We start from the raw sequence: 23,946 nt of genomic DNA, 5'->3' as shown, positions 1-23,946 counted from the left end.
AGGCTGCCATGCGCGCTCGTTGTGATGGGTGTGTCCGGCTCCGGCAAAAGCACAATCGCAAGTGAACTCGCTGAACGATTGCACTGGACCTTCGAGGATGGCGACCGGTTTCATCCGAAAAGCAATGTCGAGAAGATGAGTGCCGGGCAGCCGCTCACCGATGAGGATCGCTGGCCCTGGCTGAACGCCATCGCCGACGAGATCGAACGGGTTTGCACGGCGCACGGGCACGTCGTGGTCGCATGCTCGGCGCTGAAACGAGCGTATCGCAATGTCCTGTTGCGCGGTCGGGACGACGTGCGCATCGTCTTTCTCAACGGAACCCAGCAGCTTATCGCGGAGCGGCTGGCGCTCCGTAAAGATCATTTCATGCCGCCCGGACTTCTGGACAGCCAGTTCGGGACTCTTGAGCCGCCCGGGCCGGACGAAAATGCCATCGGTGTGTCGATCGATGCGCCGGTTGACAGCATCGTCGACGATATTGTGAGCAAACTGCAAGCAACTAACGCCGGCCACAGTTCCGGCGACAGGAAACAATCATGAACCGCATCGCGCTGGTGGTCTCCGACGTCGACGGCACCCTGGTGACGCACGACAAGCGTTTGACCGATGGCGCCAAGCGCGCGGTGCGCCGACTAAGGGACGCCGGCATCGGTTTTACGATCGTCAGCAGCCGCCCGACAGCCGGCATGCGGTTTTTGATCGAACCGCTCGGGATCACACTGCCGGTCGGGTCTTTCAACGGCAGTTCGATTGTAGATCCGCAACTCGACCCGATCGAACAGCACCTGATCCCCGCGACTGCGGCGCGACGCAGCCTCGATCTGCTTGAGCAATTCGGTGTCGATATCTGGTTGTTCACCAACGATGCATGGCTGACGCGCAATGGCGATGGTGAATATGTCCCGAACGAGAAGCGCGCCATCCGGGCCGATCCAACCATCGTCGAGGATTTTTGCCCTTATCTGTCGAGCGCCTGCAAGATTGTCGGCGCCAGTTCCGATGCGGAACTGCTCCGACGCTGCCAAGCCGCCATACAGGAGGCAGTGGGCGCGCAGGCAACCGCGGTGCAGTCGCAAAGCTATTATCTCGATGTCACCCCACCGGGCCAGGACAAGGGCACGTTTGTCGAGGCGATGGCCAAGCGACTGGATATCTCAACCGATGCGATCGCCACCATCGGCGACATGCAGAACGACCTCGCGATGTTCAAAAAGAGCGGCCTTTCCGTCGCGATGGGCAACGCCACCGAGGACGTCAAGAAACAGGCGTCGCATGTCACAGGCTCCAATGAGGAAGAGGGTTTCGCTGGCGCGATCGAGTTTATTCTGAAGAATCACGGAGGCGGATGAACCGATTTCCGTCATGGCCGGGCTTGTCCCGGCCATCCACGTCTTGACGCGCGACGGTCAAGACGTGGATGCCCGGCACAAGGCCGGGCATGACGAAGACAGTCAACTCGCGCGCTGCACCACGGGCTTCTCGACAGGCTTTTTGGCGTCGCTCAGGTTATGCGCGGTATTGATGAGCGCGATATGGGTCAGCGCCTGCGGGAAATTCCCGGTCTGCCGTCCCTCGCCGGAATCGAATTCCTCCGCCAGCAAACCGAGATCGTTCGCCACGGCGACCACGCGATCGAACAGTTTTTGCGCCTTGTCGATTTCTCCGGACAGTACATAGGCATCGGCCAGCCAAAGGCTGCATGCGAGAAATGCGCCTTCGATCGGTTGCTGTTCATCCGAACTTTCGCGTGGGTCGTGCCGAAGCACAAACCCGTCCCGCATCATGTGCCGTTCGATGGCGTCGAGCGTACCTTTGACCCGCGGATCGGTGGCGGGGAGGAAACCGACCGACGGCAGCAGCAGGACGCTCGCATCCAGCAGCCGGGAGCCGTAGAATTCGACGAACGCATTCTGCTGGGGATCAAAACCCTTGTCGCAGACATCCCGGCAAATGTGGTCGCGCAGCATCTTCCATCGATCGAGCGGCCCCTCGAGACCGAATCTCTCGGCGCTTTTGATGCCACGGTCGAAAGCCACCCACGTCATCACTTTGGAGGAGACGTAGTGCTTGGCCTCGCCGCGCCGCTCCCAGATGCCGTGGTCTGGTTTGTCCCACATCTTGGCGAGATGTTGCAGTACCGTGCATTCCAGCGCCCACGTCCCCTGATCGAGCTCGAGTTTAGCCGTGCGCCATTGGTGAAACGCGTCGATTAGCTCGCCGTAGACATCGAGCTGCAACTGCGCATGCGCGGCATTGCCGACCCGCACCGGCTGCGCGCCTCCGTAGCCTGGCAGCCACGCCGCTTCCCATTCAAGCAGGCGCCGTTGCCCGGCGATGCCGTACATGATCTGCATGTCGGCCGGCGATCCCGCGACGGAACGCAGCAGCCAGTTATGCCATGCCAGAGCCTCCTCGGTGTAACCGCTGTTCATCAGCGCCAGCAGGGTGAAGGTCGCATCGCGCAGCCAGCAAAACCGGTAGTCCCAGTTGCGGGCGCCGCCGAGTTTTTCCGGTAATGAGGTGGTCGGCGCCGCGACGATGCCGCCGGTCGGCGCGTAGGTCAGCGCCTTCAGCGTGATCAGCGAGCGTATCACGAGGCTACGATTGTCGCCCTCATAGGTGCAGCGCCCGGACCATTCGGACCAGAAGTCCTCGGTGTCGCGCAACGCCTGCTCGGGATCGATCGGCTCGGGAAGCGGCAGGTGCGACGGGCCGTAAGTCAGAACGAACGGGATGATTTCGCCGACGTTCACCTCGAAATCAGCCACCGTAGTCATGTGCTCGCCGCGCGTCTCAACCGGCGTGCGCAGCACCGTCATGTCGGGACCGCAAATCGCAAGCAGCGCGCCATCTTCGGTGCGCTTGACCCAGGGAATATCCCGGCCGAAGCCGAAGCGGATGATCAACGCCATCCTCATCTTCACGCGGCCCGTCTCGCCGCGGATGAGCCTGACAACATCCGAGGCTTTTCCGCGCGGCGGCATGAAGTCGATCAGGGTGACGGCCCCGTCAGCCGTTTGGAAGCGGGTTTCCAGAATCAGCGTGTCGCCACGGTAGCGGCGCGAGCATTTTTCAACATCGCCCGAGGGCGCGATCTGCCATCGGCCATGCTCGTGCGTTCCGAGCAGCGCGGCAAAGCACGCATCGGAGTCGAAGGCAGGCCAGCACAGCCAGTCGATCGAACCGTCGCGGCCGACCAGCGCTGCGGTTTCGCAGTCGCCGATCAGGCCGTAATCTTCAATCCTGCAGGACACGTTTCTTCACCGGAGTTCCGCGAATCACGCTGTTCTTCCCTGCGTCGCGTCTTTTAGTGCCGCGAGATCGATCGCAGCCGCCATCTCGTCGATCGCGACCGGCAACCGCCGGCGCCAGTTTGGATGTTCGTCGACGGTACCCGGGATATTGGGCTGGTCGATCACCCCCAACAGGTCCTCGAGCGATATCGCGAGCAGGCGCGATCGGGTCTGCGCAAGAAATTTCACGACCGCATACAAATCGTCATTGTCGATGGCATGATGCCTGAGAACGTCGGTCAGCATCGCCAGTGCATGCCATCGCGCATCGTCGCTTTCGCCGGGGTCGATTCCGAGCGACCGTTTCAACGCGAGATCGCTGAAGCAACGCCAGCCCGCATAGGTCGACAGATCGTGCGTATTGAATGTGACAAGGGCATTGGGCGTGTAGTGATCGACACCTCGAAACGACCCCCGATCGTCGCGTTCGAACATCATCACCAGATAAGACCAGATGCCCCAATCGGCCATCTGCTCGCGAAAGCCTTCCGGAACGGTGCCGAGGTCCTCGCCGATCACCACGCAGCGCTGCGCCACGCTTTCCTGCGCGGTGAGCGCCAGCAGCGCCTCGAAGGGCATTTGCACATAAACGCCGTTGCGCGCGGCAAAGCCGTGCGGCACCAGATAGAGCCGCTTGAGGCCAAGCACATGGTCCAGCCGGATCGCACCGGCATGGCGCATCGAAGCGCGGAGCATGTCCCGAAACGGTTCGAAGGACTGCACTTCGAGACCGGCAGCGTTGAACCCCGCCAGCCCCCAGTTCTGGCCGGCTGTGTTCAATGGATCGGGCGGCGCGCCGACGGCCAGATGTCGCGAAATCGCCACCTGTTCATTCCATGCGTCGAACCCGTCGGATTGCACGCCGACCGCCACGTCGAGATAAAGGCCGACTTTCATACCGAGTTTCGTCGCCAATTCCCGGCATGATTGCAGTTGCTGATCCGCCGCCCATTGAACGAATTCGACGAATTCGATCTCGGCAGCGTCCCCACCGGCGCGCAGCTTCGCGCATCGGGTGTCGTCCGGGTGCCGCCACTCTTCCGGCCACTCCCACCACGGCGCCTTGAATTTATGTCTAAGGACTTCGAAACAGGCGAAGCGCGACAGCAAAGGTCCGCGCTCGGCGCGAAATTTCGTGAAAGCCGCCTGACGATTGGTTTTAATATCGGCCTTGAAAGCCGCAAAGGCCGAGCGCAGCACCCGCCATTTCAATTCCGCAACGGCGATATAGTCGACGATTTCGCTCTGTCTCAGTCGGGCGATCGTGTCGTTGCTGTCGGCGGAAGCGAGCGCTGAAAACTCCGTAAGTTTTTCGACGTCGATATAGAGGGCATTGAGAAACAGCCGGCTGTTCGGCGAATAGGGGCTGCAATCGGCCGGCCGATCGTCGAACAGCGCATGCAGCGGATTGAGGCCGACCCCGCCGGCGCCGAGGCCCGCCGCCAGTTCGATCAGGCCTTCGAGGTCGGTAAAATCGCCCATCCCCCAGTTGCGCGACGATCTGACGCCATAAAGCTGCACCGCCAGTATCCAGGACCGGTCGAACTCGCCGCCGAAGGCTTTTGGCGGGGCGACAATGAACGGGACCTCTTCGCTCAATAAGGAGGCATCGGTCAGATGCAGCCGGTACGATCCGACGGGTAGATTGGCGGGCCATGTAATGGTGCGACCGCCTGTCTCGCCTTGCGCGATAACCTTAAGACCGGCAACGATTTTCCATCTCAGAGGCAATGTGACAGCCTCGCGAAATTCGGTCTGTGCGGGCTGCCCCGGCCGCAGCACGACCGGTCGATCCAGAAAACGGTGCGGGGCCCGGACCGGCAGGGCGTTAAGGATGATCTCGAGCGCCGCCGCCTCCGTCACGTGCCGGTGGCCCTGACCGTCTATAAATTCGGTCTGAATTCCGAGTTCGGCGGCTTTGGTGAAAAGGTCCATTCGGCACGCTGTTTGCACGCAACGATGCGAGGCGTTGCGAGATTCTGTAGATGCGGGAAGAGGATAGCCGTGTTTAACTCTGGTCCGGCCCCAACGGTTCCCGGGGAACCAATGCTTCCGCGAGGCTTTGTATATATGTCCGGAACGTCTCCTTTCCCACAAATGAAATGGGACGCCATTTCCATATCAATGGCATCACCGTGAACAGAACAACCCAAGTCGAGAGCGTCGCAGGCGGCGGTGCTTTCCATATTGAAGACGTTTATCCGATCATCGATGGCGGCCGCTTCCCCGTAAAGCGTGTCGTCGGCGAGCGCATCGACGTCTGGGCGGATATTTATCGCGACGGGCACGAGGTCGTCGCTGCGGCGCTGGTGTGGCGCCCCGAGCGAGACCGCGACTGGCAACGCGTGCCCATGACCTTCCACAGCAACGATCGCTGGGGCGGATCGTTCGTCCCCGACGAGATCGGACGCTATGTCTATGCGATCGAAGCCTGGACCGACGAGTTTGCCACTTGGCGGCACGGTTTTGAGCTGAAGCAGAAGGCCGGCGTGGACCTCACGCTGGACGCGATCGAGGGCGCGGGCATGCTGACGAAAGCCCAGAGCGGAAGCAAAGCTGCCGCCGCGGTGATCTTGCGCCAGTGTGAGGACTACCTCCAGACCGGGGAAGTCGCACCTCTGCTGATCCCCGAACTGAAGGACGCGATGGCCGAGAGCCAAGTGCACTCCGACCTGACGCGGTCGCAATTGTTTCCGCTGATGGTCGACCGGCCCCGCGCCCGCTCCGGCGCCTGGTACGAAATGGTGCCGCGAAGCCAAGGCCAGACTCCCGGGCAGCATGGCACGTTCGGGGATTGCATCGCGCGGCTGCCGGATGTCGCGGCGATGGGTTTTGATGTGGTCTATTTTACACCGATTCATCCCATCGGGCGGACCAACCGCAAAGGACGCAATAATGCGGTGACGGCCGCGGAAGGCGATCCCGGCAGCCCCTATGCCATCGGCGCAGCCGAAGGCGGTCACGACGCCGTGCATCCGGAACTGGGAACGCTGGAAGATTTCCGTGCGTTTGTGTCGGCATGCAAACACCTCGACATGGAAGTCGCGCTCGACTTCGCCGTGCAATGCTCACCCGATCATCCTTGGCTGAAGCAGCATCCGCAGTGGTTCAAGCGCCGGCCCGACGGCTCCATGCGCTATGCGGAAAATCCGCCCAAGAAGTACGAGGACATCGTCAATCCGGATTTCGCTTCCGAAGATGCCGGCGCGCTGTGGAATGCGCTGCGTGACGTCGTGTTGTTTTGGATCGACCAGGGGGTTCGTATTTTCCGCGTCGATAATCCACACACAAAACCGTTCCGGTTCTGGGAGTGGCTGATTCACGAGGTTCAACTGCACCATCCCGGCGTGATCTTCCTCGCGGAAGCCTTTACGCGGCCGAAATTGATGAAGGGTCTCGCCAAGCTCGGCTTCACCCAGTCCTACACGTATTTTACGTGGCGCACCCAGAAGTGGGAGCTGGAACAGTATCTGACCGAACTGACGGCATATCCGGAACGCGACTTTTATCGCCCGAACTTCTTCGTCAACACGCCGGATATCCTGCCCTATCACCTGCAGAGCGGTGAGCCATGGATGTTCAAATCGCGCGTCGCGCTCGCTTCGACATTGTCGAGCACCTATGGCGTGTACAACGGTTTCGAGTTGCTTGAGCACGAGCCGATCCCGGGCAAGGAAGAATATCTGGATTCCGAAAAATACGAGATCAAAGTGCGCGACTGGGACAAGGCGGGGAACATAAAACCCTACATCCGCGATCTCAATCGTGCCCGCCGGGACAATCCGGCGCTGCAGCAGACCAGCAATCTGCGCTTCATCCCGGTCGATGACGGCAACGTAATTGGCTTTGTGAAGGAATCCGTGGATGGCGCCAATACAGTCGTTGCAGCGATTGCCTTGTCGCGCGATCCGCACGAGTTCTGGTTTCCGATCGGCGACATCCAGATCGACGTGAATGGTGAACGCAAACATGTCGCCGCCGTCGAAGACCTGATCAGCGGCGAGCGCCGTCCCGTGCAATGGGGCGGCATCCATCTGCGGATCGATCCGACGCGCGACCCCGCCTTGCTGTTTCGTTGCCTGGCGTGAGGGGCGCCATGAACGTGATGTCATCGATCGATACGACAGAGTTACCGAACGCAGCCGGTAACACCGATGAGCTCTGGTACAAGGACGCCATCATCTATCAGCTGCACGTCAAGGCGTTCGCCGACAGCAACAATGACGGCATCGGCGACTTCGCAGGCCTCACCGAAAAGCTGGACTATCTGCAGGACCTCGGCGTCACCGCACTGTGGCTGCTGCCGTTCTATCCCTCGCCCGGCCGCGATGACGGCTATGACATCGCCGACTACGGCGCGATCAATCCCGATTTCGGCTCGATGAAGGATTTCCGCCGCTTCATCATTGAAGCCAAGCGGCGCGGCTTGCGGGTCATCACCGAGCTCGTCATCAATCACACATCCGATCAGCACGACTGGTTCAAGCGCGCGCGGCGCAGCGACCCGAAATCCTCGGCGCGCAACTGGTATGTCTGGAGCGATACCGACCAGAAATACCCGGGCACCCGGATCATCTTCACCGATACCGAGAAATCCAACTGGACCTGGGATCCCGAGGCCGGCGCATTCTACTGGCATCGCTTCTTCTCACACCAGCCGGACCTCAACTTCGACAATCCGCGCGTGGTCAGCGCCGTCGTGCAGGTGATGAAGCGCTGGCTCGACACCGGCGTCGACGGCTTCCGGCTGGACGCGATTCCCTATCTGTGCGAGCGCGACGGCACCAACAACGAGAACCTTCCCGAGACCCACGTCGTCATCAAGAAGATCCGCGCCGAACTCGATGCCTATGCCAAGGGCAAGGTGTTGCTGGCGGAAGCCAATCAATGGCCGGAGGACGTGCAGGAATATTTCGGCCAGAGCGACGAATGCCATATGGCCTATCACTTCCCGTTGATGCCGCGCATCTACATGGCGATCGCGCAGGAAGACCGCTTTCCGATCACCGATATCCTGCGCCAGACGCCGGACATCCCAAGCAATTGCCAGTGGGCGCTGTTTCTGCGCAACCACGACGAACTGACGCTGGAAATGGTGACCGACGTCGAGCGCGATTACCTGTGGTCGACCTACGCCAACGATCCCCGCGCGCGCATCAATGTCGGCATCCGCCGCCGGCTGGCGCCACTGATGGACAACGACCGGCGCAAGATCGAATTGATGAACTCGCTGCTGCTGTCATTTCCCGGCACGCCGATCATCTATTACGGCGACGAAATCGGCATGGGCGACAACATCTATCTCGGCGACCGCAATGGTGTTCGCACCCCTATGCAATGGACGCCAGACCGCAACGGCGGCTTCTCCCGCGCCGATCCCGCGCGCCTCTACGCCCCGACCATCATGGATCCGGTCTACGGCTATGAGTCGGTCAATGTCGAAGCGCAGTCGCGCAGCCTGTCGTCATTGCTGAGCGCCACCAAGCGGCTGATCTCGGTGCGAAAGTCGACGCTGGCGTTCGGCCGCGGCGCCATGACGTTCATCCGCCCCGTCAACCGTTCGGTGCTGTGCTACGTCAGGCAATACAAGGACGAGGTCATTCTTTGCGTCGCCAATCTATCCCGATCCGCGCAGGCGACCGAGCTTGATCTGTCCGCCTGGAAGGAACGCGTGCCGCTGGAAATGCTGGGCCGGACGAACTTTCCGGCGATCGGCGAATTGCCCTACATGATTACGCTGGCGCCTTACGGCTTCTACTGGTTCCAGTTGCGCGAAAAGGAAGAGCCGAAACACGTCGCAACCACCGCGGTTCCCGAGTTTGAGACGTTGGTGGTCCCGGTCGGCTCCACCTGGATGTCGCTCACGCGCACCCGGGGCGTATTCGAACGTGACGTATTGCCGCCCTATCTGGCGCGAACGCGCTGGTATCCGGAACGTTCGGCAAAAGCGATCGAGCCAACTTTGACCGCGGCGATCCCGTTCTGCGATATCGGCGACAATCGGCCCTATTTGGGCTTTTTCGAAGCAAGCCAGCGCGGAACGACTACGCGTTACGTGTTGCCGATGCAGATCGAGTGGGTGCGCTTCGATCGCGAACGCTACAACCCCCGTGCGCTTGCCGCGGTGCGCCAGGGCGCGCGCGAGGGAACGCTGCTCGACGTCGCCACCGACCAGATTTTCATCGCGCTCCTGCTGCGCAATCTGCGCAACTCACTGACCGTCGAAGACGAAAATGGCATGGGCCTGCGTCTCGAATTCAGGCCGACGGCAAAATTTCCCGATGGGCCGGTCAAGCAGCCGGAACACATCCGCGCCGTCGAAACCGAGCAATCCAACAGTACGTCGCTGGTAGACAACGACTACGTCGTCAAAATCTATCGCAAGCTCGAAGCCGGTATCAATCCCGAGGTCGAGGTAGGACGCTTCCTGACCGAGGTCGCCGGTTTCGCCAACTCGCCGGCGCTGCTGGGCAGCGTCGAATTCGTCGAAGGCGAGCGCAGGAGCGCGGTTGCGGTCGTGCATGCGTTGATCCAGAACCAGGGCGATGCCTGGACCGTGACCTCGGCCTACCTCGACCGCTTCGTCGATGAACAGCGCGTACTCGCAAGCGGCGACGCGCCGGTCGAGAGCGAGGAGCGGACGGCGTATCTGCGCTACATGTCGCAGACCGGACGGCGCGTCGCCGAGATGCACATGGCGCTGGGCAGCCGTGACGAAGATCCGGCGTTCGCTCCGGAGCCGGCGACGCCGGCCGACATCGACCAATGGATAGCCGATTTCGCCGCGCGCGCCACGCGGGTGTTCGACGCATTGAAGCAGCGACGCGATGCGGCAAAGGACTACGAGCGGATGCTGATCGACGAGATGCTCGCGCATGCGCCGACGCTGCAAGGGCGACTCGGCGCGCTGCTTTCCGATCCGGCGCAAATTCTCAAGATTCGTCATCATGGCGATTTCCATCTCGGCCAGATGCTGATCGCCAAGGACGATATCTTCATCATCGACTTCGAAGGTGAGCCGCGCCGCACGCTTGATGAGCGCCGGCGCAAGGCGCCGGCCGCCCGCGACGTCGCAGGCCTGATCCGCTCGATCGACTATTCGACGACCGCGGCACTGGACCGCGCGCTCAAGGTATCTTCGGATGAGCAGGGTAAGCTCGCCGCCGCGCTGAATACCTGGCGGGACCGTGCAACCGGGACCTTCCTCAGCGGCTACCGGGAAACCATGGGACAGACGCGGCATTGGCCCGCCGACCTCGCGGCCGCAGGCCGCCTGCTTAACTTCTTCCTGCTCGAGAAGGCGATTTACGAAATCGAATATGAACTCGCGCACCGGCCGGACTGGCTGCGCGTACCGCTTACGGGGGCGCTCCGTATCCTGTCACAACAACTGGAAGCCTCATGACGAAATTGTCCCCAGAGGCCTATGCCATCGTGGAAGGCCGCCATTCCGATCCGTTTCATTATCTCGGCCTGCACAAGGAGGACGACAAAACGGTGGTACGCGCATTTTTGCCGGAAGCCTCGAACGTCGAAGCGATCGGCGAGCACGGCGAGACGGCGGCGCTCGCGCGCATCCACGATGCCGGACTATTTGCCGGCGCGCTGCCGAACGGATCGACGCGTTACCAGTTGCGCGCGCGTTTTGGCGACAAGACGGTTGATCTCGACGACCCCTACCGCTTTCCGCCGGTTTTAACCGACTTCGATCTGTATCTGCTCGGCGAAGGAACCCAGCAGCGGCTGTATGACAAGCTCGGCGCGCATCCGATGACGCTGGATAGCGTACCCGGCGTCGCGTTCGTCGTGTTCGCCCCGAATGCGCGGCGGGTTAGTGTCGTCGGCGATTTCAACTTCTGGAATGCGCGGCGTCACCCGATGCGCGTGCGCGGTAACGGCTACTGGGAATTGTTTATCCCGCACGCCACGGCGGGCGACCATTACAAATTCGATATTGTCGGGCCGCAGGGCCAGCAGCTTCCGCTAAAATCCGATCCGATGGCGTTTGCCGCGGAAGTGCGGCCGAGCACGGCCTCCATTGTACTTGACGAGACAAAACTGCCGCATCCACGCCCGGCGCCGGCGAACGTCAATGCGCTGGGCGCGCCGATGTCGATCTACGAGGTTCATCTGGGTTCGTGGCGGCGCAGGGGCAACAATGAGTGGCTGAGCTATCGCGAACTGGCGGAACAATTGCCGCGTTACGTTCGTGACCTCGGCTTCACTCACCTCGAGTTCCTGCCCGTCAACGAGCACCCGTTTGACGGCTCCTGGGGCTATCAGCCGACCGGCATGTACGCGCCGACCAGCCGGTTCGGCACCCCGGAGGATTTTTGCGCGCTGGTCGACGCCTGTCATCGTGAAGGCCTTGGCGTCCTGCTGGATTGGGTGCCCGGCCATTTCCCGGACGATCCGCACGGCCTCGCCAATTTCGACGGCACCGCGCTGTACGAACACGCCAATCCGCTGCAGGGCCGCCATCTCGATTGGGGCACGCTGATCTACAATTACGGGCGCACCGAAGTGGTGAATTTTCTGGTGTCCAACGCACTGTTCTGGCTTGAACGTTACGGCATCGACGGGCTCCGGGTCGATGCGGTCGCCTCCATGCTTTATCTGGACTACAGCCGCCCGGCGGGCGGCTGGATCCCGAACAAATACGGCGGCCGCGAAAATCTCGAAGCCATCGATTTCCTGCGCCGCTTCAACACCGAGGTCTACGCTCGCTTTCCGCAGGCCACCACCGCGGCCGAGGAATCGACTGCGTGGCCGCAGGTGTCGCGCCCGGTCGAATATGGCGGGCTGGGATTTGGCTACAAATGGAATATGGGCTGGATGCACGACACGCTGAATTACATCAGCAAGGACCCGATCCACCGCAAGCACCATCATGGCGATATCCTGTTCGGGCTGCACTACGCCTTTTCGGAAAATTTCATCCTGCCGCTGTCGCATGACGAAGTTGTCCACGGCAAACGGTCGCTGCTGGGCCGCATGCCGGGCGATGAATGGCAGCGTTTTGCCAACCTGCGCGCTTATTACGCGTTCATGTTCGCCCATCCCGGCAAGAAGCTGATGTTCATGGGTTGCGAGTTCGGCCAGGAACGCGAATGGAACCATGACCGTTCGCTGGACTGGCATCTGCTGGACCAGAAAACACACGCCGGCATCCAGTCGCTGATCCGCGACCTCAATAAGCTTTATCGGTCGCTGCCGGCCCTGCACGAAATGGACTGCGATCAATTGGGTTTCGAATGGATCGTTCCCGACGACGCCAATCGCAACGTGTTTGCCTGGATGCGGAAAGGCAACGAGGCGCGTGCCCGTTGCCTGGTCGTCGCCAATTTTTCACCAAATGTATATCATGACTATCGTGTCCGGGTGCCGTTCGCCGGCAAGTGGCGCGAGGTGCTCAATTCGGACTCTGCGCATTACGGCGGCAGCAACGTCGGGAACGTCGGTGAAGTCAGAACGTTGGGTGGCCTGGTGCCTGAGCTCAATCTCACCATCCCGCCGCTGGCCGCCATATTTCTCGTACCGGAAAACTGAGCATGCGATTGTCCACTGGTACACCCTCACGCCTCGGTGCAAGCTGGGACGGCAGGGGCACCAACTTTGCCTTGTTTTCCGCCAACGCTCAAAAGGTGGAGCTCTGCCTGTTCGAAGGCCAGGGCCGCAAGGAACTGGAACGCATCGAGCTTCCGGAGCGCACCGAAGACGTCTGGCACGGCTATCTCAACGACGTAGCGCCCGGACAGCTTTATGGCTATCGCGTCCACGGGCCCTATACGCCCGAGCAGGGCCACAGGTTCAATGCCAACAAGCTGATGCTTGACCCCTACGCCAAACGAACGGCCGGGCGGCTGGTGTGGAGCGACGCGCATTTCGCCTACCGCACCGGAAGCCCGCGCGAGGACCTGTCATTCGATCGCCGCGACAATGCCCGCGGCATGCCGAAGGCGGTCGTGGTCGACGAGACCTTCAACTGGGGCCGCCGCGAGATCGTTCGTCCCAACATCCCATGGGAAGACACCATCATCTACGAAGCGCACGTCAAGGGCCTGACGCAAAAGCGCGAGGACGTGCCGCCGGGCCTGCGCGGCACCTATGGCGGCCTTTCGTCGCCGGCGATGATCGATCACCTGAAACGGCTTGGCGTCACCACCGTCGAGTTATTGCCGGTCCACGGATTCGTCGACGACAGGACCCTGATCGAAAAGAAGCTGGTGAATTACTGGGGCTATAACACGCTGTCGTTCTTCGCGCCGGAGCAGCGCTACACCCAGGACAATCCGCTCGATGCGTTCCGGACCACCGTCGCACGGCTGCACGATGCCGGCATCGAGGTGATGCTCGACGTGGTCTACAACCACACCGCCGAGGGCAACCATATGGGGCCGACGCTGTCGTTCCGCGGCATCGACAACGCCTCCTATTACTGGCTGAAAAACGATAATCCGCGTTTCTACGACGACTTCACCGGCTGCGGCAGTTCGGTCAATCTCACCCATCCCCGCGTGCTGCAGATGGCGATGGATTCGCTGCGCTATTGGGTCGAGGCTTGTCACGTCGATGGTTTTCGGTTCGATCTGGCCACCACGCTCGCGCGCGCGCCGGACGGTTTTGACCGCAACAGCGCATTCCTCACCGCCGTTCGGCAGGACCCGGTGCTCGCCTCCGTAAAACTTGTGGCCGAACCGTGGGATCTCGGCTTGGGCGGCTATCAGGTCGGCGCCTTTCCGTCGCAATGGTCGGAATGGAATGACCGCTATCGCAGCGCGATGCGGCGCTACTGGAGCGGCGAAGGCAGCCTGATCGGCGAAGTATCAAGCCGTGTGACCGGCTCATCCGATCTGTTCCACCACGACGGCCGCACGCTTCGCGCCGGCGTCAATCATGTCACCGTGCATGACGGTTTCACGCTGGCCGACCTGTTCAGCTACAACGAGAAGCATAATGAGGCCAATGGCGAGAACAATCGCGACGGCTCCAGCGACAATCTCAGCAACAATTGCGGCCACGAAGGCCCGACCGACGACCCGGCGATCATCGCGCTGCGGCGCCGGCTCCGAAAAAATCAGCTCGCATGCCTGCTGTTGGCGCAAGGCCTGCCGCTGATCCTGGCCGGCGACGAGGTCGGCAATACCCAGAACGGCAACAACAACGCGTATTGCCAGGACAACGAGATCGGCTGGGTCGGCTGGGAAGGCCTCGGCCGCGAGGGCGACGACCTGACCGATTTCATCGGTCATATGACGAAACTGCGGCAGCGGTTTGCGCAAATCCGCTCGCGGCGCTGGCTCGACGGACGGCGCGCGGACGGCTCGTATGGCGTGCTGTGGCTGACCCCTTCGGCAGATGAGATGACGGAGCAGGACTGGAATTTTCCCGAAGGAAGGTTTCTTGCCTATGTGCTCGGTCCCGTCGAGCAGGGCCAGCCGCCGATCTTTATCGTGCTGAACGCAACCCCCGAAGCCATCGCGTTCAAATTGCCGAAAATGCCCGACAAGAATTGGGAGCAGGTGCTGAACACGGCGGATGACGAGCAGATCACGGCAAGCTTCGCCTCCGGAGCGGATGCCGAGGCGCCTCCCCGTTCGGTTCTTGCTTTTGCGGGTTCGGCATGAATGGGCGGCATTTTGGGGTAAGGCTGACATCGGATGGCGCGACGTTCCGGTTATGGGCGCCCGCGGCGAAACGCGTAGACGTGCTGCTCGACAAACCGCAAGCCTTGCGTCGCGGAGATGACGGCTGGTTTTCGGCGGATATCGCCGGCATCCAGGCCGGCACACGCTACAGATTCCGCATTGACGACGCGGTCGATATTCCAGATCCGGCCTCGGCATTCCAGCCGCAGGACGTCGCCGGACCAAGCGAGGTAATCGATCACAACTCATATCGATGGCGCGCGCAGGATTGGCGCGGACGGCCGTGGCACGAAGCTGTCCTGATCGAAACCCATGTCGGCACCTTTACGCCGGAGGGCACCTATCGCGCCCTGATCGACAGGCTCGATCATCTGGTCGCGACCGGATTTACCGCGCTGGAATTGATGCCGCTTGCCGATTTTCCCGGCAGGCGCAACTGGGGTTATGACGGTGTGTTATGGTATGCGCCCGACAGCGCCTATGGGCGTCCCGACGACCTCAAGGCGCTGATCGACGAAGCCCATCTGCGCGGGCTGATGGTGTTTCTCGACGTGGTCTACAACCACTTCGGGCCCGAAGGGAATTATCTCAGCCAATATACGCCTTCCTTCTTCACGCAGGCACAGACGCCGTGGGGCAGCGCGATCGATTATCGGGTGCCGCAGGTTCGTGCCTTCGCCATCGAGAACGCATTGTATTGGCTGCGCGAATATCGCTTCGACGGGCTGCGGCTCGATGCGGTACACGCGATTCCGGAACAGGGCGAGGTTTCGGTGTTGCACGACCTCAGCCGCGCGGTCGGCGAACTCGCCGCGGAAGCCGGCCGGCACATCCATCTGGTGCTGGAAAACGACGACAACCGCGCCAGCCTGCTCGATCCGGATGAAGACCCGCCGCGCGGCAAATATCGGGCGCAGTGGAACGATGACTATCATCATGCCTGGCATGTGCTGCTGAGCGGCGAGCGCCATGGCTATTACAGCGACTACGCCAACGCTCCGCTGCGGGATATCGCGCGCGCGCTGGGGTCCGGCTTTATCTATCAAGGCGAGGCATCCGCACATCGCGACGGGCAATTGCGCGGCGAGCCAAGCGGTGCGCTTGCGCCAACCGCCTTCGTCAATTTCCTGCAGAATCACGACCAGATCGGCAATCGCGCGCTCGGCGACCGGCTGGAAAGCCTCGCTGCCGAGAAGGCGGTCGAGGCGGCGCTGGCGATCACGCTGTTGGCTCCCATGGTCCCGATGCTGTTCATGGGAGAAGAATGGGGTTCGACCGCGCCCTTCCCGTTCTTCTGCGATTTTCAGGGCGACCTCGCTGATGCCGTGCGCAAGGGCCGGCGCAAGGAATTCGCGGGAGCCTACGCCCGATATGGCGACGAGGTTCCCGACCCACTCGGTGAGCCGACCTTCCGGTCCGCTGTTCTGGACTGGAATGCGCGCGATCTGCCGCAAGCGCGGCGACGCCAGACGCTGGTGCGAGAACTGCTTGCGATCCGCCGCCGTCAAATCGTTTCGCGGTTGACCGGCGCAGGTTTCGGCGGTGCATCTGTTGAGGACAACGGCTTGTTGTCAGCCCACTGGCGAATGGGCGACGGCGCATCGCTTCACCTTTCGGCGAATCTCTCCGATCAAGTCGTCGTGCACAAAACAAGTCAGTCGAGGGGCACCAGAATCTGGGGCGGCGATGCCGAAGACACCATCGCGCCGTGGTCGGTGTTCTGGCACATCGGAGCGCCTTGATGCCCCCTGCCATTCCGATCGCGACCTATCGCGTGCAACTCACCGCCGATTTCAATTTCGATGCTGCCGCGGCTATCGTCCCCCATCTGAAATCGCTGGGCATTACCCATCTTTACGCATCGCCCTTCATGAAGGCGCGCAAGGGCAGCACCCACGGCTACGACATCGTCGACCATACCCAGTTCAATCCCGAACTCGGCGGTAAGGCCGCGTTCGAGCGGTTGAGCGAGGCGTTAAAGCGGCACGACCTCGGCCTGATCCTGGATTTCGTGCCCAATCATGTCGGCGTTCATTTCGCCGACAATCCGTGGTGGCTCGACACGCTGGAATGGGGAGCGGCTTCGCCGCACGCCGTTTCGTTCGACATCGACTGGGACATGCTGCCCTATCGCGCCCGGGGCGGCGTGCTGCTGCCGATTATCGGCTCGTCCTATGGCGAAGCGCTGGAGAAAGGTGAGATCGAACTGCGTTACGAGCTTGGCGAGGGAAGTTTTTCGGCATGGTATTTCGAACACCGGCTGCCCATCGCGCCGGAACGCTACGGTGAAATGCTGCGCACCATCGTGAGGGAAGCGGGCGCCGAAAGCGAGCCGGCCGGTAAGCGGCTGTCAGACCTCGCGTCGCGCCATACGGGGCCGCGTCGTCCTTCGCGCGATGACGCTCCCGCGTTCAAGGCCGAACTGAAGGGCGTCGCGGGGGGCGCAGAGATTATCGCGCGCGGACTGGACGCCTACCGCGCCGGCCCGGACCGCGCCTCGCAAACGCTGGCGCTGCATCATTTGCTGGAGCGGCAGCACTACAAGCTCGGCCAATGGCGGCTCGCCTCCAGCGAGATCAACTACCGGCGCTTCTTCGACGTCAATACGTTGGCTGGATTGCGAGTCGAGGATGCCGGCACGTTCGAGTCCATTCACCGCCTGGTCGAACGCCTGGTCGCGGACAACAGGCTGCAGGGCCTCCGGCTCGACCACATCGACGGCCTGCGCGATCCCGCGCAGTATTTCCAGCGGCTGCGGCGGCTGATCCGTGAAGCGCAAGGCGATGCCAGCCAGCCGTTCTACATGGTAATCGAGAAAATTCTCGGCGAGAGCGAGCAGTTGCATCGTTTTGCAGGCGTGCAAGGCACCACCGGCTATGAATGGCTGAACGTGATTTCGCAGGTTCTGGTCGACGGCAGAGGGCTGGAAGCGCTTGACGAAACCTGGCGGCAGGTCAGCAATACGTCACCCAAGCTCGAGCCGGTGCTGCTGGCGGCCAAGCGCCGGGTTCTCGAGACGTTGCTGACCAGCGAATTCACCGTGCTGACCCGCCTGCTCGCGCGCATCGCCGGCGGACACTACTCGACCCGCGACTTTTCCGCCGACAGCCTGCGGCAAGCGCTTGAGCTCTATGTTCTGCATTTCCCGGTCTATCGCACCTACCTCACGCCCGCCGGTGCCTCCGCGCACGACCGTGCGCTGATTTCGGAAACCATCGAGAAGGCGCGGGCAAACTGGTTCGGCGCCGATGAAGGCCTCTTCGACTTCTTGCGCGATACTCTGACACTGGATCTGATCGGTCCCGGCCGCGCGCCGCACAGCAAGCCGCGAGTGCGCCGCTTTGCGTTGAAACTGCAGCAATTCACCGGGCCGATGATGGCGAAGTCGCTGGAAGACACCGCCTTCTATCGCTACCACCGGCTGCTGGCGCTCAATGAGGTCGGCGGCGATCCCGCGGCCCGGGCGCTTCCGGTCGGGACGTTCCACAACATAATGCAGCAGCGCGCGAAAGAGTGGCCGCACGGCATGACCGCGACCGCCACCCACGACACCAAGCGCGGTGAGGACGCCCGCGCGCGGCTGCTGGCGCTGGCGGAACTGCCCGGGGAATGGGCCAGCGCGATCGGACGATGGAAAATCCTCAACGCGCCGCACCTTGTCGTCGAAGGAAGCCTGCGCAGTCCGTCTGCGGCCTTCGAATACATGCTGTATCAGGCGCTGGTCGGCGCCTGGCCGCTCGATGCGCGCGACGCGTCGTTTCTCGAGCGGATGCAGGCCTACGCGCTGAAAGCCGCCCGCGAGGGCAAGCAGGAAACCAGCTGGCTCAATCCGCACGCGGCCTACGAGGCCGGTTTGCGAACCTTCCTTGAGCGCATTCTGGACCCGACATTGTCGGCTGAATTTCTCGCCTCGTTGCGTTCGTTCACGCAGCGCACCTCCCTGCTCGGCGCATTGAACTCACTGATCCAGATCACGCTGAAGGCGACGCTGCCCGGCGTGCCCGACTTCTATCAGGGCACCGAGTTCTGGGACTTTTCGCTGGTCGATCCCGACAATCGGCGGCCGGTAGATTTTGCAGCGCGCCAGTCGGCGCTAGCTGCCCTCGAAACGCCGGACTGGACAAGCCTCGCGCAACACTGGACCGACGGCCGCATCAAGCTGGCCTGGACGCGCCATCTCCTAAAGCTGCGGGCTGAGCTTGCCGACGTTTTTACCCGCGGGGATTACCAGCCGCTGGAGGTCGTCGGCCCGCATCGCGATCACGTGCTTGCCTTCGCGCGACAGTATGGCGGTAACGCCGCCATTGTAGCGGTTGGGAAATCGCTCGCGCCGCTCACCCAGGGCGGCCGGCTGTGGCCCGGCGCTGGTGCTTATGAGGGCGCAATCGTCGTGAGCGGATATTCACTCGAGGGCACCGGTGGAAACGAGCTGCCGCTGGCCGATGCGTTCAAACATCTGCCCGCCGCGATGCTGAAGGCGAAAGTTGCGGGCAGGCGCGGAAAAACCTTGAGGCCAACTGAAAGGCCGCCCGGGATCGATTGAAGGCCGGGCGGCCTGGCGGATATCGTGCCGACTCGAATCAGAGGTCGGTTCCCTACCCCCGCGACGCCGATATTCCCAGAAAATTGGTTAGCATCAAGTTACCGCATCGCATATGCAGTGCATTTTTCACGATTCATTTGCGCTGTTGCAAAGACGCACCTGTCCCTCAGTCGCGTTTGGTCAGCAGCAGACGACCGCGATTCTTGATCGCGCTTTGAGCGACCTCGGCAAAGCGCTGCAGCAGCCAAGGCAGCGTGACCTCCACCCGGACGTGATCGTCCTCGACATCCACATGGCCGCCCGCCGCCTGCCCAAGGGCGCGAACGCGAAAGACCATGCGGTCGCCGTTCCATTTCTCCTCGTCGACTTTCAGGACCGGCACGCTTGCTGCGGCGCGGGTCAGCCCCGTCTGCAGACGGCGGCGTGCCTCGTCGCGTCCGAGGCGATGGGGAATGGAAATGACGAGAGGTGCCGGCATCGCTTGAATCCTTCCGAAATGTTCAAGTGCACGTAATTGCGGAATTTCCGGGAAAAAGAGGGCGGCGAACAACCTCGGGTTCCGGGATGGAACTTTATCGGTTCCCGGTCGTTTTCAGAGCTGATGGCAGAGCAACAACGGCCGGCTGCCGGGCTGAGGAGGAAATTACATGTCAATCGGAACGATCATCCTGATTATTCTCATCATCGCCTTGCTCGGTGGCTTCAGCGGCATCGGCGGCGGACCGTTCTATGGCACCGGCTATTACGGCGGCGGCGGCCTCGGGCTCATCATTGTCATCCTGTTGATCCTGCTGCTGCTCGGAAAACTCTGACACCACCACTGTCATCATCCGCGCAAATGACCGTTATCCTGAGGTGCCGCGCGCTTGCGCGGCGTCTCGAAGGATCGCCGCGGCACAGGCGCTTGTGCCATCCCTCCGAGGCTCGCCGCCAAGTGCGGCGAGCACCTCAGGAGGACGGCATTGTCGGTCTGGCATCAGCAAAACTGACCGTTAGCATGCGGCGAGCTTCTTGATCGCCGGCTTGATCGAAACGGCGGCCTTGTCATACCCCTCCCACGCCTTGGTTTTTGCCAGCAGCGCCGGCACGGTGCGGACCGTATAGCGCCGGGGATCGAGGTCGCTACGTACCTGCGCCCATGTCACGGGCATGGAAACCGTCGCACCCTCGCGGGCGCGCGACGACAATACCGCCACCGCCGTCGACATCCGGTCGTTGCGCAGATAATCGAGAAAGATCTTTCCCTTGCGCAGCTTCTTGGCCATGTTGAGCAGATAGCGCTCCGGGTCATCGTTCGCCATCCACTGGCAAACGCCTTGCGCGAACGCTTTTGCTGTTTTCCAGTCGACCTTCTCTTTCGCGCCGTATAGAAGCGGCGTTACCACGTGCAGGCCCTTGCCTCCCGTCGTTTTGCAAAAGGATTCCAGGCCCAGGCTGGTCAGCCGTTGCCGCATGTCCTTGGCGGCTTCGATCACCTCACTGAATTCAACGTCCGGCGCCGGATCGAGATCGAATACCAGCCGGCCGGGGATGTCCGGGTGGTCCGGCGCGCAGTTCCAGGGATGCAGTTCGAGCCCGCCGATCTGCGCAACGGCCGCCAGGCCCTCGACGCGATCGATCTGCAGATAGGGCTTGCGGTCGCCGGAGACTTTTACCGTATCGAGAAGATCCGACATGCCCTGCATGGCATGGCGTTGAAAGAACCGTTCGCCGCCGATGCCGTCGGGTGCTCGCACGAGCGAACTCGGTCGCCCCTTGATATGGCCGATTATCCACTCACCGACGGCCTCGAAGTAGTGCGCCAGGTCCAGTTTCGTAACCGGCTTGCCGTCTCCGGCGTCGGGCCACAGCGGCTTGTCGGGTTTTGAAATAACGACGCCCATCACCTCCGCGGATTTGCCATTGCTTCTCGCCGGCCGCGCGCCGTTTGATCCGGCGCCGCCCCTTGCGGCCGCCGGTTTCCTGATTTCCGTTGTCACCGGGCGCTCGGCCTGAACCTCTTTTGCCGGCTTGTCCTGACGAAGGCCCTTGAAAGAAGCCTGCCGCACATTGCCGTCGCCGGTCCAGCCGGCGAACTCGATTTCGGCAACAAGCTCGGGCTTTAGCCAGTGAACCTCTCGCGCCTTTCTGGGCGCATTCTTGCCGCCGAACGGGCTCGTCTTGGATTCCGCCTTCTTCAACGCCGGCATCAGGCGTTTCACCTTGTCCTGACCGAAACCGGTGCCGACCATCCCGACGTAAGCGAGATGATCGCCGCGATAGACGCCTGCCATCAACGAGCGGAATTTTCCGTTGGTGGTTTTCCACCCTCCGATCACGACCTCGTGGCCGGCGCGGCACTTGGTCTTGGTCCAGCTCTCGGCACGGCCGGATTGGTACGGTGCATCCAGACGCTTTGAGACGATACCCTCGAGCGACATCTTGCAGGCCGACTCCCACACCGCCTCGCCGCCGGTTTCAAGATGATCGAGGTAGTGAATGACGCCGCCGCCGTGCTGGCTCTTGCCCTGCAACAATTCACGCAGCCGCCGCTTGCGTTCGACCAGCGGCTGGCGGCGGAGGTCGAATTCATCGACGAACAGCAGGTCAAAGGCATAGAACATCAGGTTGTCAGTCTTGCCGTCGGACAGCGCCGCCTGCAACGCGGCAAAATTGGGCTCGGCCTTGTCGTCAAGCGCCACGACCTCTCCGTCGACCAGAACGTCGGGCAGCGAACTCGCAGCTTCCACGATGGTCGAAAATTTTTCGCTCCAGTCGAGGCCCTTGCGGGTCTTCAACGTCGCCCGGCCGTCCTCCACCCGAAGCTGCATCCGATAGCCGTCCAGCTTGATTTCGTGACCCCACCCGGTGCTGCCGGGGGGCCGCTCGACCAGCGTGCAGAGCTGCGGCGCGACGAAGCCCGGTATGGCGGCAACTGTCCGCGCAGCAGCCGGTCCAGCCGCCTGCTTATTTTTGTCGGCGTGGCCGTTGGACTTTTTTTTTGCGCTGCGGGCTTCGGCGGCGTCGCCCCGATTGGAATTCCACACCGCATCGGCCTTGCCGCCGGCATTTTTAGCCGACATGAACGGTTTTGGCGCCTTGCCCTTGCCGACCGCGATCTGCGCCATGGCGCGGCCCGATGCAACGGAGCGATCCTGCTCCAGGATATCGTTCGCCTTGCCTTCGCGCGCATATTCGTCGCGATGCTTGATCAAGAGCCAGTTGGTGCGTTTTCCGCCATTGCGGTCGTTGCGCATGCGCACCAGCACCCAGCTGCCGTGCAGCTTCTCGCCGTCGAGCGTGAATTTGAGATCGCCCTTCTTGAAGCCTTTCTCCGCGTCAGGCGATTCCCAGTAGCCGCGATCCCATAGCTGTACTGTGCCGCCGCCATACTGGCCCTTCGGTATGGTGCCTTCGAAATCCCCATAGTCGAGCGGGTGATCCTCCACTTCCACCGCAAGCCGCTTGTCATGCGGATCGAGCGATGGTCCTTTGGTCACCGCCCAGGACTTGAACACGCCGTCGTGCTCCAGGCGAAGGTCGTAATGCAGCCGGCTGGCGTCATGTTTCTGGATAACGAAACGGGGGCGCTCCGAGGGCGCGACCGCCAACTCGCCGCTCGGCTCCGCGGTCTTCTCGAAATCGCGTTTCTTCCGGTAAACCGACAGCTTTTTCTTGGCCACGGCAATTCCTGCGCTGCTATTCGGAGCCACCTTAGGGCCCGGAACCAAAACCCTCAATTGCCGTTGAAGTTCCCAGACGCGTTGCCGAATTTGCTAAGACGCTCAATGATTTGGAGATTGCGATGGCCCCCCGCGCCTATTGGAAAGGCTCCTTGAAACTGTCCCTCGTGACGTGTCCGGTGGTGCTCTACCCGGCCTCGACCAGTGTCGAGAAGACGCGTTTCCACATGATCAACAAGGAGACCGGCAACCGGCTGAAGCAGCAGATGGTCGACTCCGAGACCGGCGACGTCGTTGAAAGCGGCCAGAAGGGCCGCGGTTACGAGGTGAGCAAGGGCGAATATGTCGAGGTCGAAAAGGAGGAATTGGAAGCCGTTCAGGTCGAGAGCAACCACACCATCGACATCGACAGCTTTGTGCCGCGGGACGAGATCGACAAGCGCTATCTCAACCATCCCTATTATATCGCGCCCGACGGAAAGGCGGGCATCGACGCTTTCGCCGTAATCCGGGATGCCATGAAGGACAAGGACCGCGTGGCGCTGGCGCGCATCGTACTGTCGAATCGGGAGCACGTGATCGCGATCGAGCCGCTCGGCAAGGGCTTGCTCGGCACCACGCTGCGCTACCCTTACGAATTGCGCGACGAGCACGATTATTTCGATGACATCAAGAATCCGAAAATCTCCAAGGACATGATCGAGCTTGCCAGCCACATCCTGGACAGCAAGGCCGCGCATTTCGATCCCTCGAAATTCAAGGACGAGTACGAAACCGCCTTGAAGTCGCTGGTGAAG

Annotated in this window: 14 protein-coding genes; 10 read left to right on the top strand and 4 right to left on the bottom strand. The window is 61.8% G+C overall.

Annotated elements, in window-relative coordinates; all coding sequences use genetic code 11:
* Positions 1-24 precede the first annotated feature (24 nt).
* Complete coding sequence (locus tag VGP39_RS01060; RefSeq protein ID WP_327566287.1) at positions 25-543, top strand: gluconokinase; 519 nt, start codon at positions 25-27, stop codon at positions 541-543.
* Positions 540-1,352, top strand: coding sequence for a Cof-type HAD-IIB family hydrolase (locus tag VGP39_RS01055; protein ID WP_327566255.1), 813 nt, complete (start codon positions 540-542; stop codon positions 1,350-1,352). Before VGP39_RS01060 ends, VGP39_RS01055 begins: the two co-directional genes overlap by 4 nt.
* 102 nt (positions 1,353-1,454) lie before the next feature.
* Here VGP39_RS01055 and VGP39_RS01050 read toward each other — a convergent pair whose 3' ends face one another.
* Positions 1,455-3,257, bottom strand: coding sequence for a glycoside hydrolase family 15 protein (locus VGP39_RS01050; protein WP_327566254.1), 1,803 nt, complete (start codon positions 3,255-3,257; stop codon positions 1,455-1,457).
* A 24-nt stretch (positions 3,258-3,281) separates the two neighbouring features.
* Positions 3,282-5,231 (bottom strand): 4-alpha-glucanotransferase, encoded by a 1,950-nt coding sequence (gene malQ / locus VGP39_RS01045; protein ID WP_327566253.1) that lies wholly within the window; start codon positions 5,229-5,231, stop codon positions 3,282-3,284.
* Positions 5,232-5,398: 167 nt separating this feature from the next.
* On the opposite strand from malQ, the gene VGP39_RS01040 reads away from it, so the two are divergent.
* The 6 genes from VGP39_RS01040 to treY are packed head-to-tail and all read left to right on the top strand — an operon-like array spanning position 5,399 to position 19,487.
* Positions 5,399-7,384, top strand: coding sequence for an alpha-1,4-glucan--maltose-1-phosphate maltosyltransferase (locus VGP39_RS01040; RefSeq protein WP_414644537.1), 1,986 nt, complete (start codon positions 5,399-5,401; stop codon positions 7,382-7,384).
* A gap of 8 nt (positions 7,385-7,392) precedes the next feature.
* A complete protein-coding gene (treS, locus tag VGP39_RS01035) occupies positions 7,393-10,701 on the top strand; it encodes a maltose alpha-D-glucosyltransferase (RefSeq protein WP_327566251.1) in 3,309 nt (1,102 codons plus the stop codon).
* Complete coding sequence (glgB, locus tag VGP39_RS01030; protein WP_327566250.1) at positions 10,698-12,845, top strand: 1,4-alpha-glucan branching protein GlgB; 2,148 nt, start codon at positions 10,698-10,700, stop codon at positions 12,843-12,845. The genes treS and glgB overlap by 4 nt, the downstream gene beginning before the upstream one ends.
* Positions 12,846-12,847: 2 nt before the next feature.
* Positions 12,848-14,923: a glycogen debranching protein GlgX gene (glgX, locus tag VGP39_RS01025; RefSeq protein WP_327566249.1), complete on the top strand. Its 2,076-nt coding sequence runs from the start codon at positions 12,848-12,850 to the stop codon at positions 14,921-14,923.
* On the top strand, positions 14,920-16,686 hold the full coding sequence (treZ, locus tag VGP39_RS01020; RefSeq protein WP_327566248.1) for a malto-oligosyltrehalose trehalohydrolase: 1,767 nt from the start codon (positions 14,920-14,922) through the stop codon (positions 16,684-16,686). The genes glgX and treZ overlap by 4 nt, the downstream gene beginning before the upstream one ends.
* Positions 16,686-19,487, top strand: a complete 2,802-nt coding sequence (treY, locus tag VGP39_RS01015; RefSeq protein ID WP_327566247.1) for a malto-oligosyltrehalose synthase — start codon at positions 16,686-16,688, stop codon at positions 19,485-19,487. The genes treZ and treY overlap by 1 nt, the downstream gene beginning before the upstream one ends.
* Before the next feature lie 166 nt (positions 19,488-19,653).
* Here treY and VGP39_RS01010 read toward each other — a convergent pair whose 3' ends face one another.
* Entirely contained in the window at positions 19,654-19,965 is a 312-nt protein-coding gene (locus VGP39_RS01010; protein ID WP_327566286.1) for a polyhydroxyalkanoic acid system family protein, read from the bottom strand.
* Between the two features lie 169 nt (positions 19,966-20,134).
* Here VGP39_RS01010 and VGP39_RS01005 point away from each other — a divergent pair, with 169 nt between their 5' ends.
* The gene (locus VGP39_RS01005; protein WP_212223701.1) at positions 20,135-20,299 is read left to right on the top strand and encodes a DUF3309 family protein; all 165 of its coding nucleotides are present in this window, start codon (positions 20,135-20,137) and stop codon (positions 20,297-20,299) included.
* A gap of 180 nt (positions 20,300-20,479) precedes the next feature.
* Here VGP39_RS01005 and ligD read toward each other — a convergent pair whose 3' ends face one another.
* On the bottom strand, positions 20,480-23,149 hold the full coding sequence (gene ligD / locus VGP39_RS01000; RefSeq protein ID WP_327566246.1) for a DNA ligase D: 2,670 nt from the start codon (positions 23,147-23,149) through the stop codon (positions 20,480-20,482).
* Positions 23,150-23,271: 122 nt separating this feature from the next.
* Between ligD and VGP39_RS00995 the strand changes: the two genes are divergently transcribed.
* The coding region (locus VGP39_RS00995) for a Ku protein (RefSeq protein WP_327566245.1) at positions 23,272-23,946 on the top strand (675 nt) is incomplete at its 3' end.

Source organism: Bradyrhizobium sp., assembly GCF_036009065.1.
In the GTDB taxonomy this organism is placed as follows: Bacteria; Pseudomonadota; Alphaproteobacteria; order Rhizobiales; family Xanthobacteraceae; genus Bradyrhizobium.
Note: the sequence above shows the minus strand (reverse complement) of the source record. Positions and strands in the feature narration are given on the sequence as shown.

Bases quoted from the DNA above. Each gene is read 5' to 3' on its own strand.
- VGP39_RS01040 (WP_414644537.1), top strand. From the start codon at position 5,399: ATGGGACGCCATTTCCATATCAATGGCATCACCGTGAACAGAACAACC.
- treY (WP_327566247.1), top strand. From the start codon at position 16,686: ATGCCCCCTGCCATTCCGATCGCGACCTATCGCGTGCAACTCACCGCC.
- glgX (WP_327566249.1), top strand. From the start codon at position 12,848: ATGCGATTGTCCACTGGTACACCCTCACGCCTCGGTGCAAGCTGGGAC.
- glgB (WP_327566250.1), top strand. From the start codon at position 10,698: ATGACGAAATTGTCCCCAGAGGCCTATGCCATCGTGGAAGGCCGCCAT.
- treS (WP_327566251.1), top strand. From the start codon at position 7,393: ATGAACGTGATGTCATCGATCGATACGACAGAGTTACCGAACGCAGCC.
- VGP39_RS01005 (WP_212223701.1), top strand. From the start codon at position 20,135: ATGTCAATCGGAACGATCATCCTGATTATTCTCATCATCGCCTTGCTC.
- malQ (WP_327566253.1), bottom strand. From the start codon at position 5,231: ATGGACCTTTTCACCAAAGCCGCCGAACTCGGAATTCAGACCGAATTT.
- VGP39_RS01055 (WP_327566255.1), top strand. From the start codon at position 540: ATGAACCGCATCGCGCTGGTGGTCTCCGACGTCGACGGCACCCTGGTG.
- treZ (WP_327566248.1), top strand. From the start codon at position 14,920: ATGAATGGGCGGCATTTTGGGGTAAGGCTGACATCGGATGGCGCGACG.
- VGP39_RS01060 (WP_327566287.1), top strand. From the start codon at position 25: ATGGGTGTGTCCGGCTCCGGCAAAAGCACAATCGCAAGTGAACTCGCT.
- VGP39_RS01010 (WP_327566286.1), bottom strand. From the start codon at position 19,965: ATGCCGGCACCTCTCGTCATTTCCATTCCCCATCGCCTCGGACGCGAC.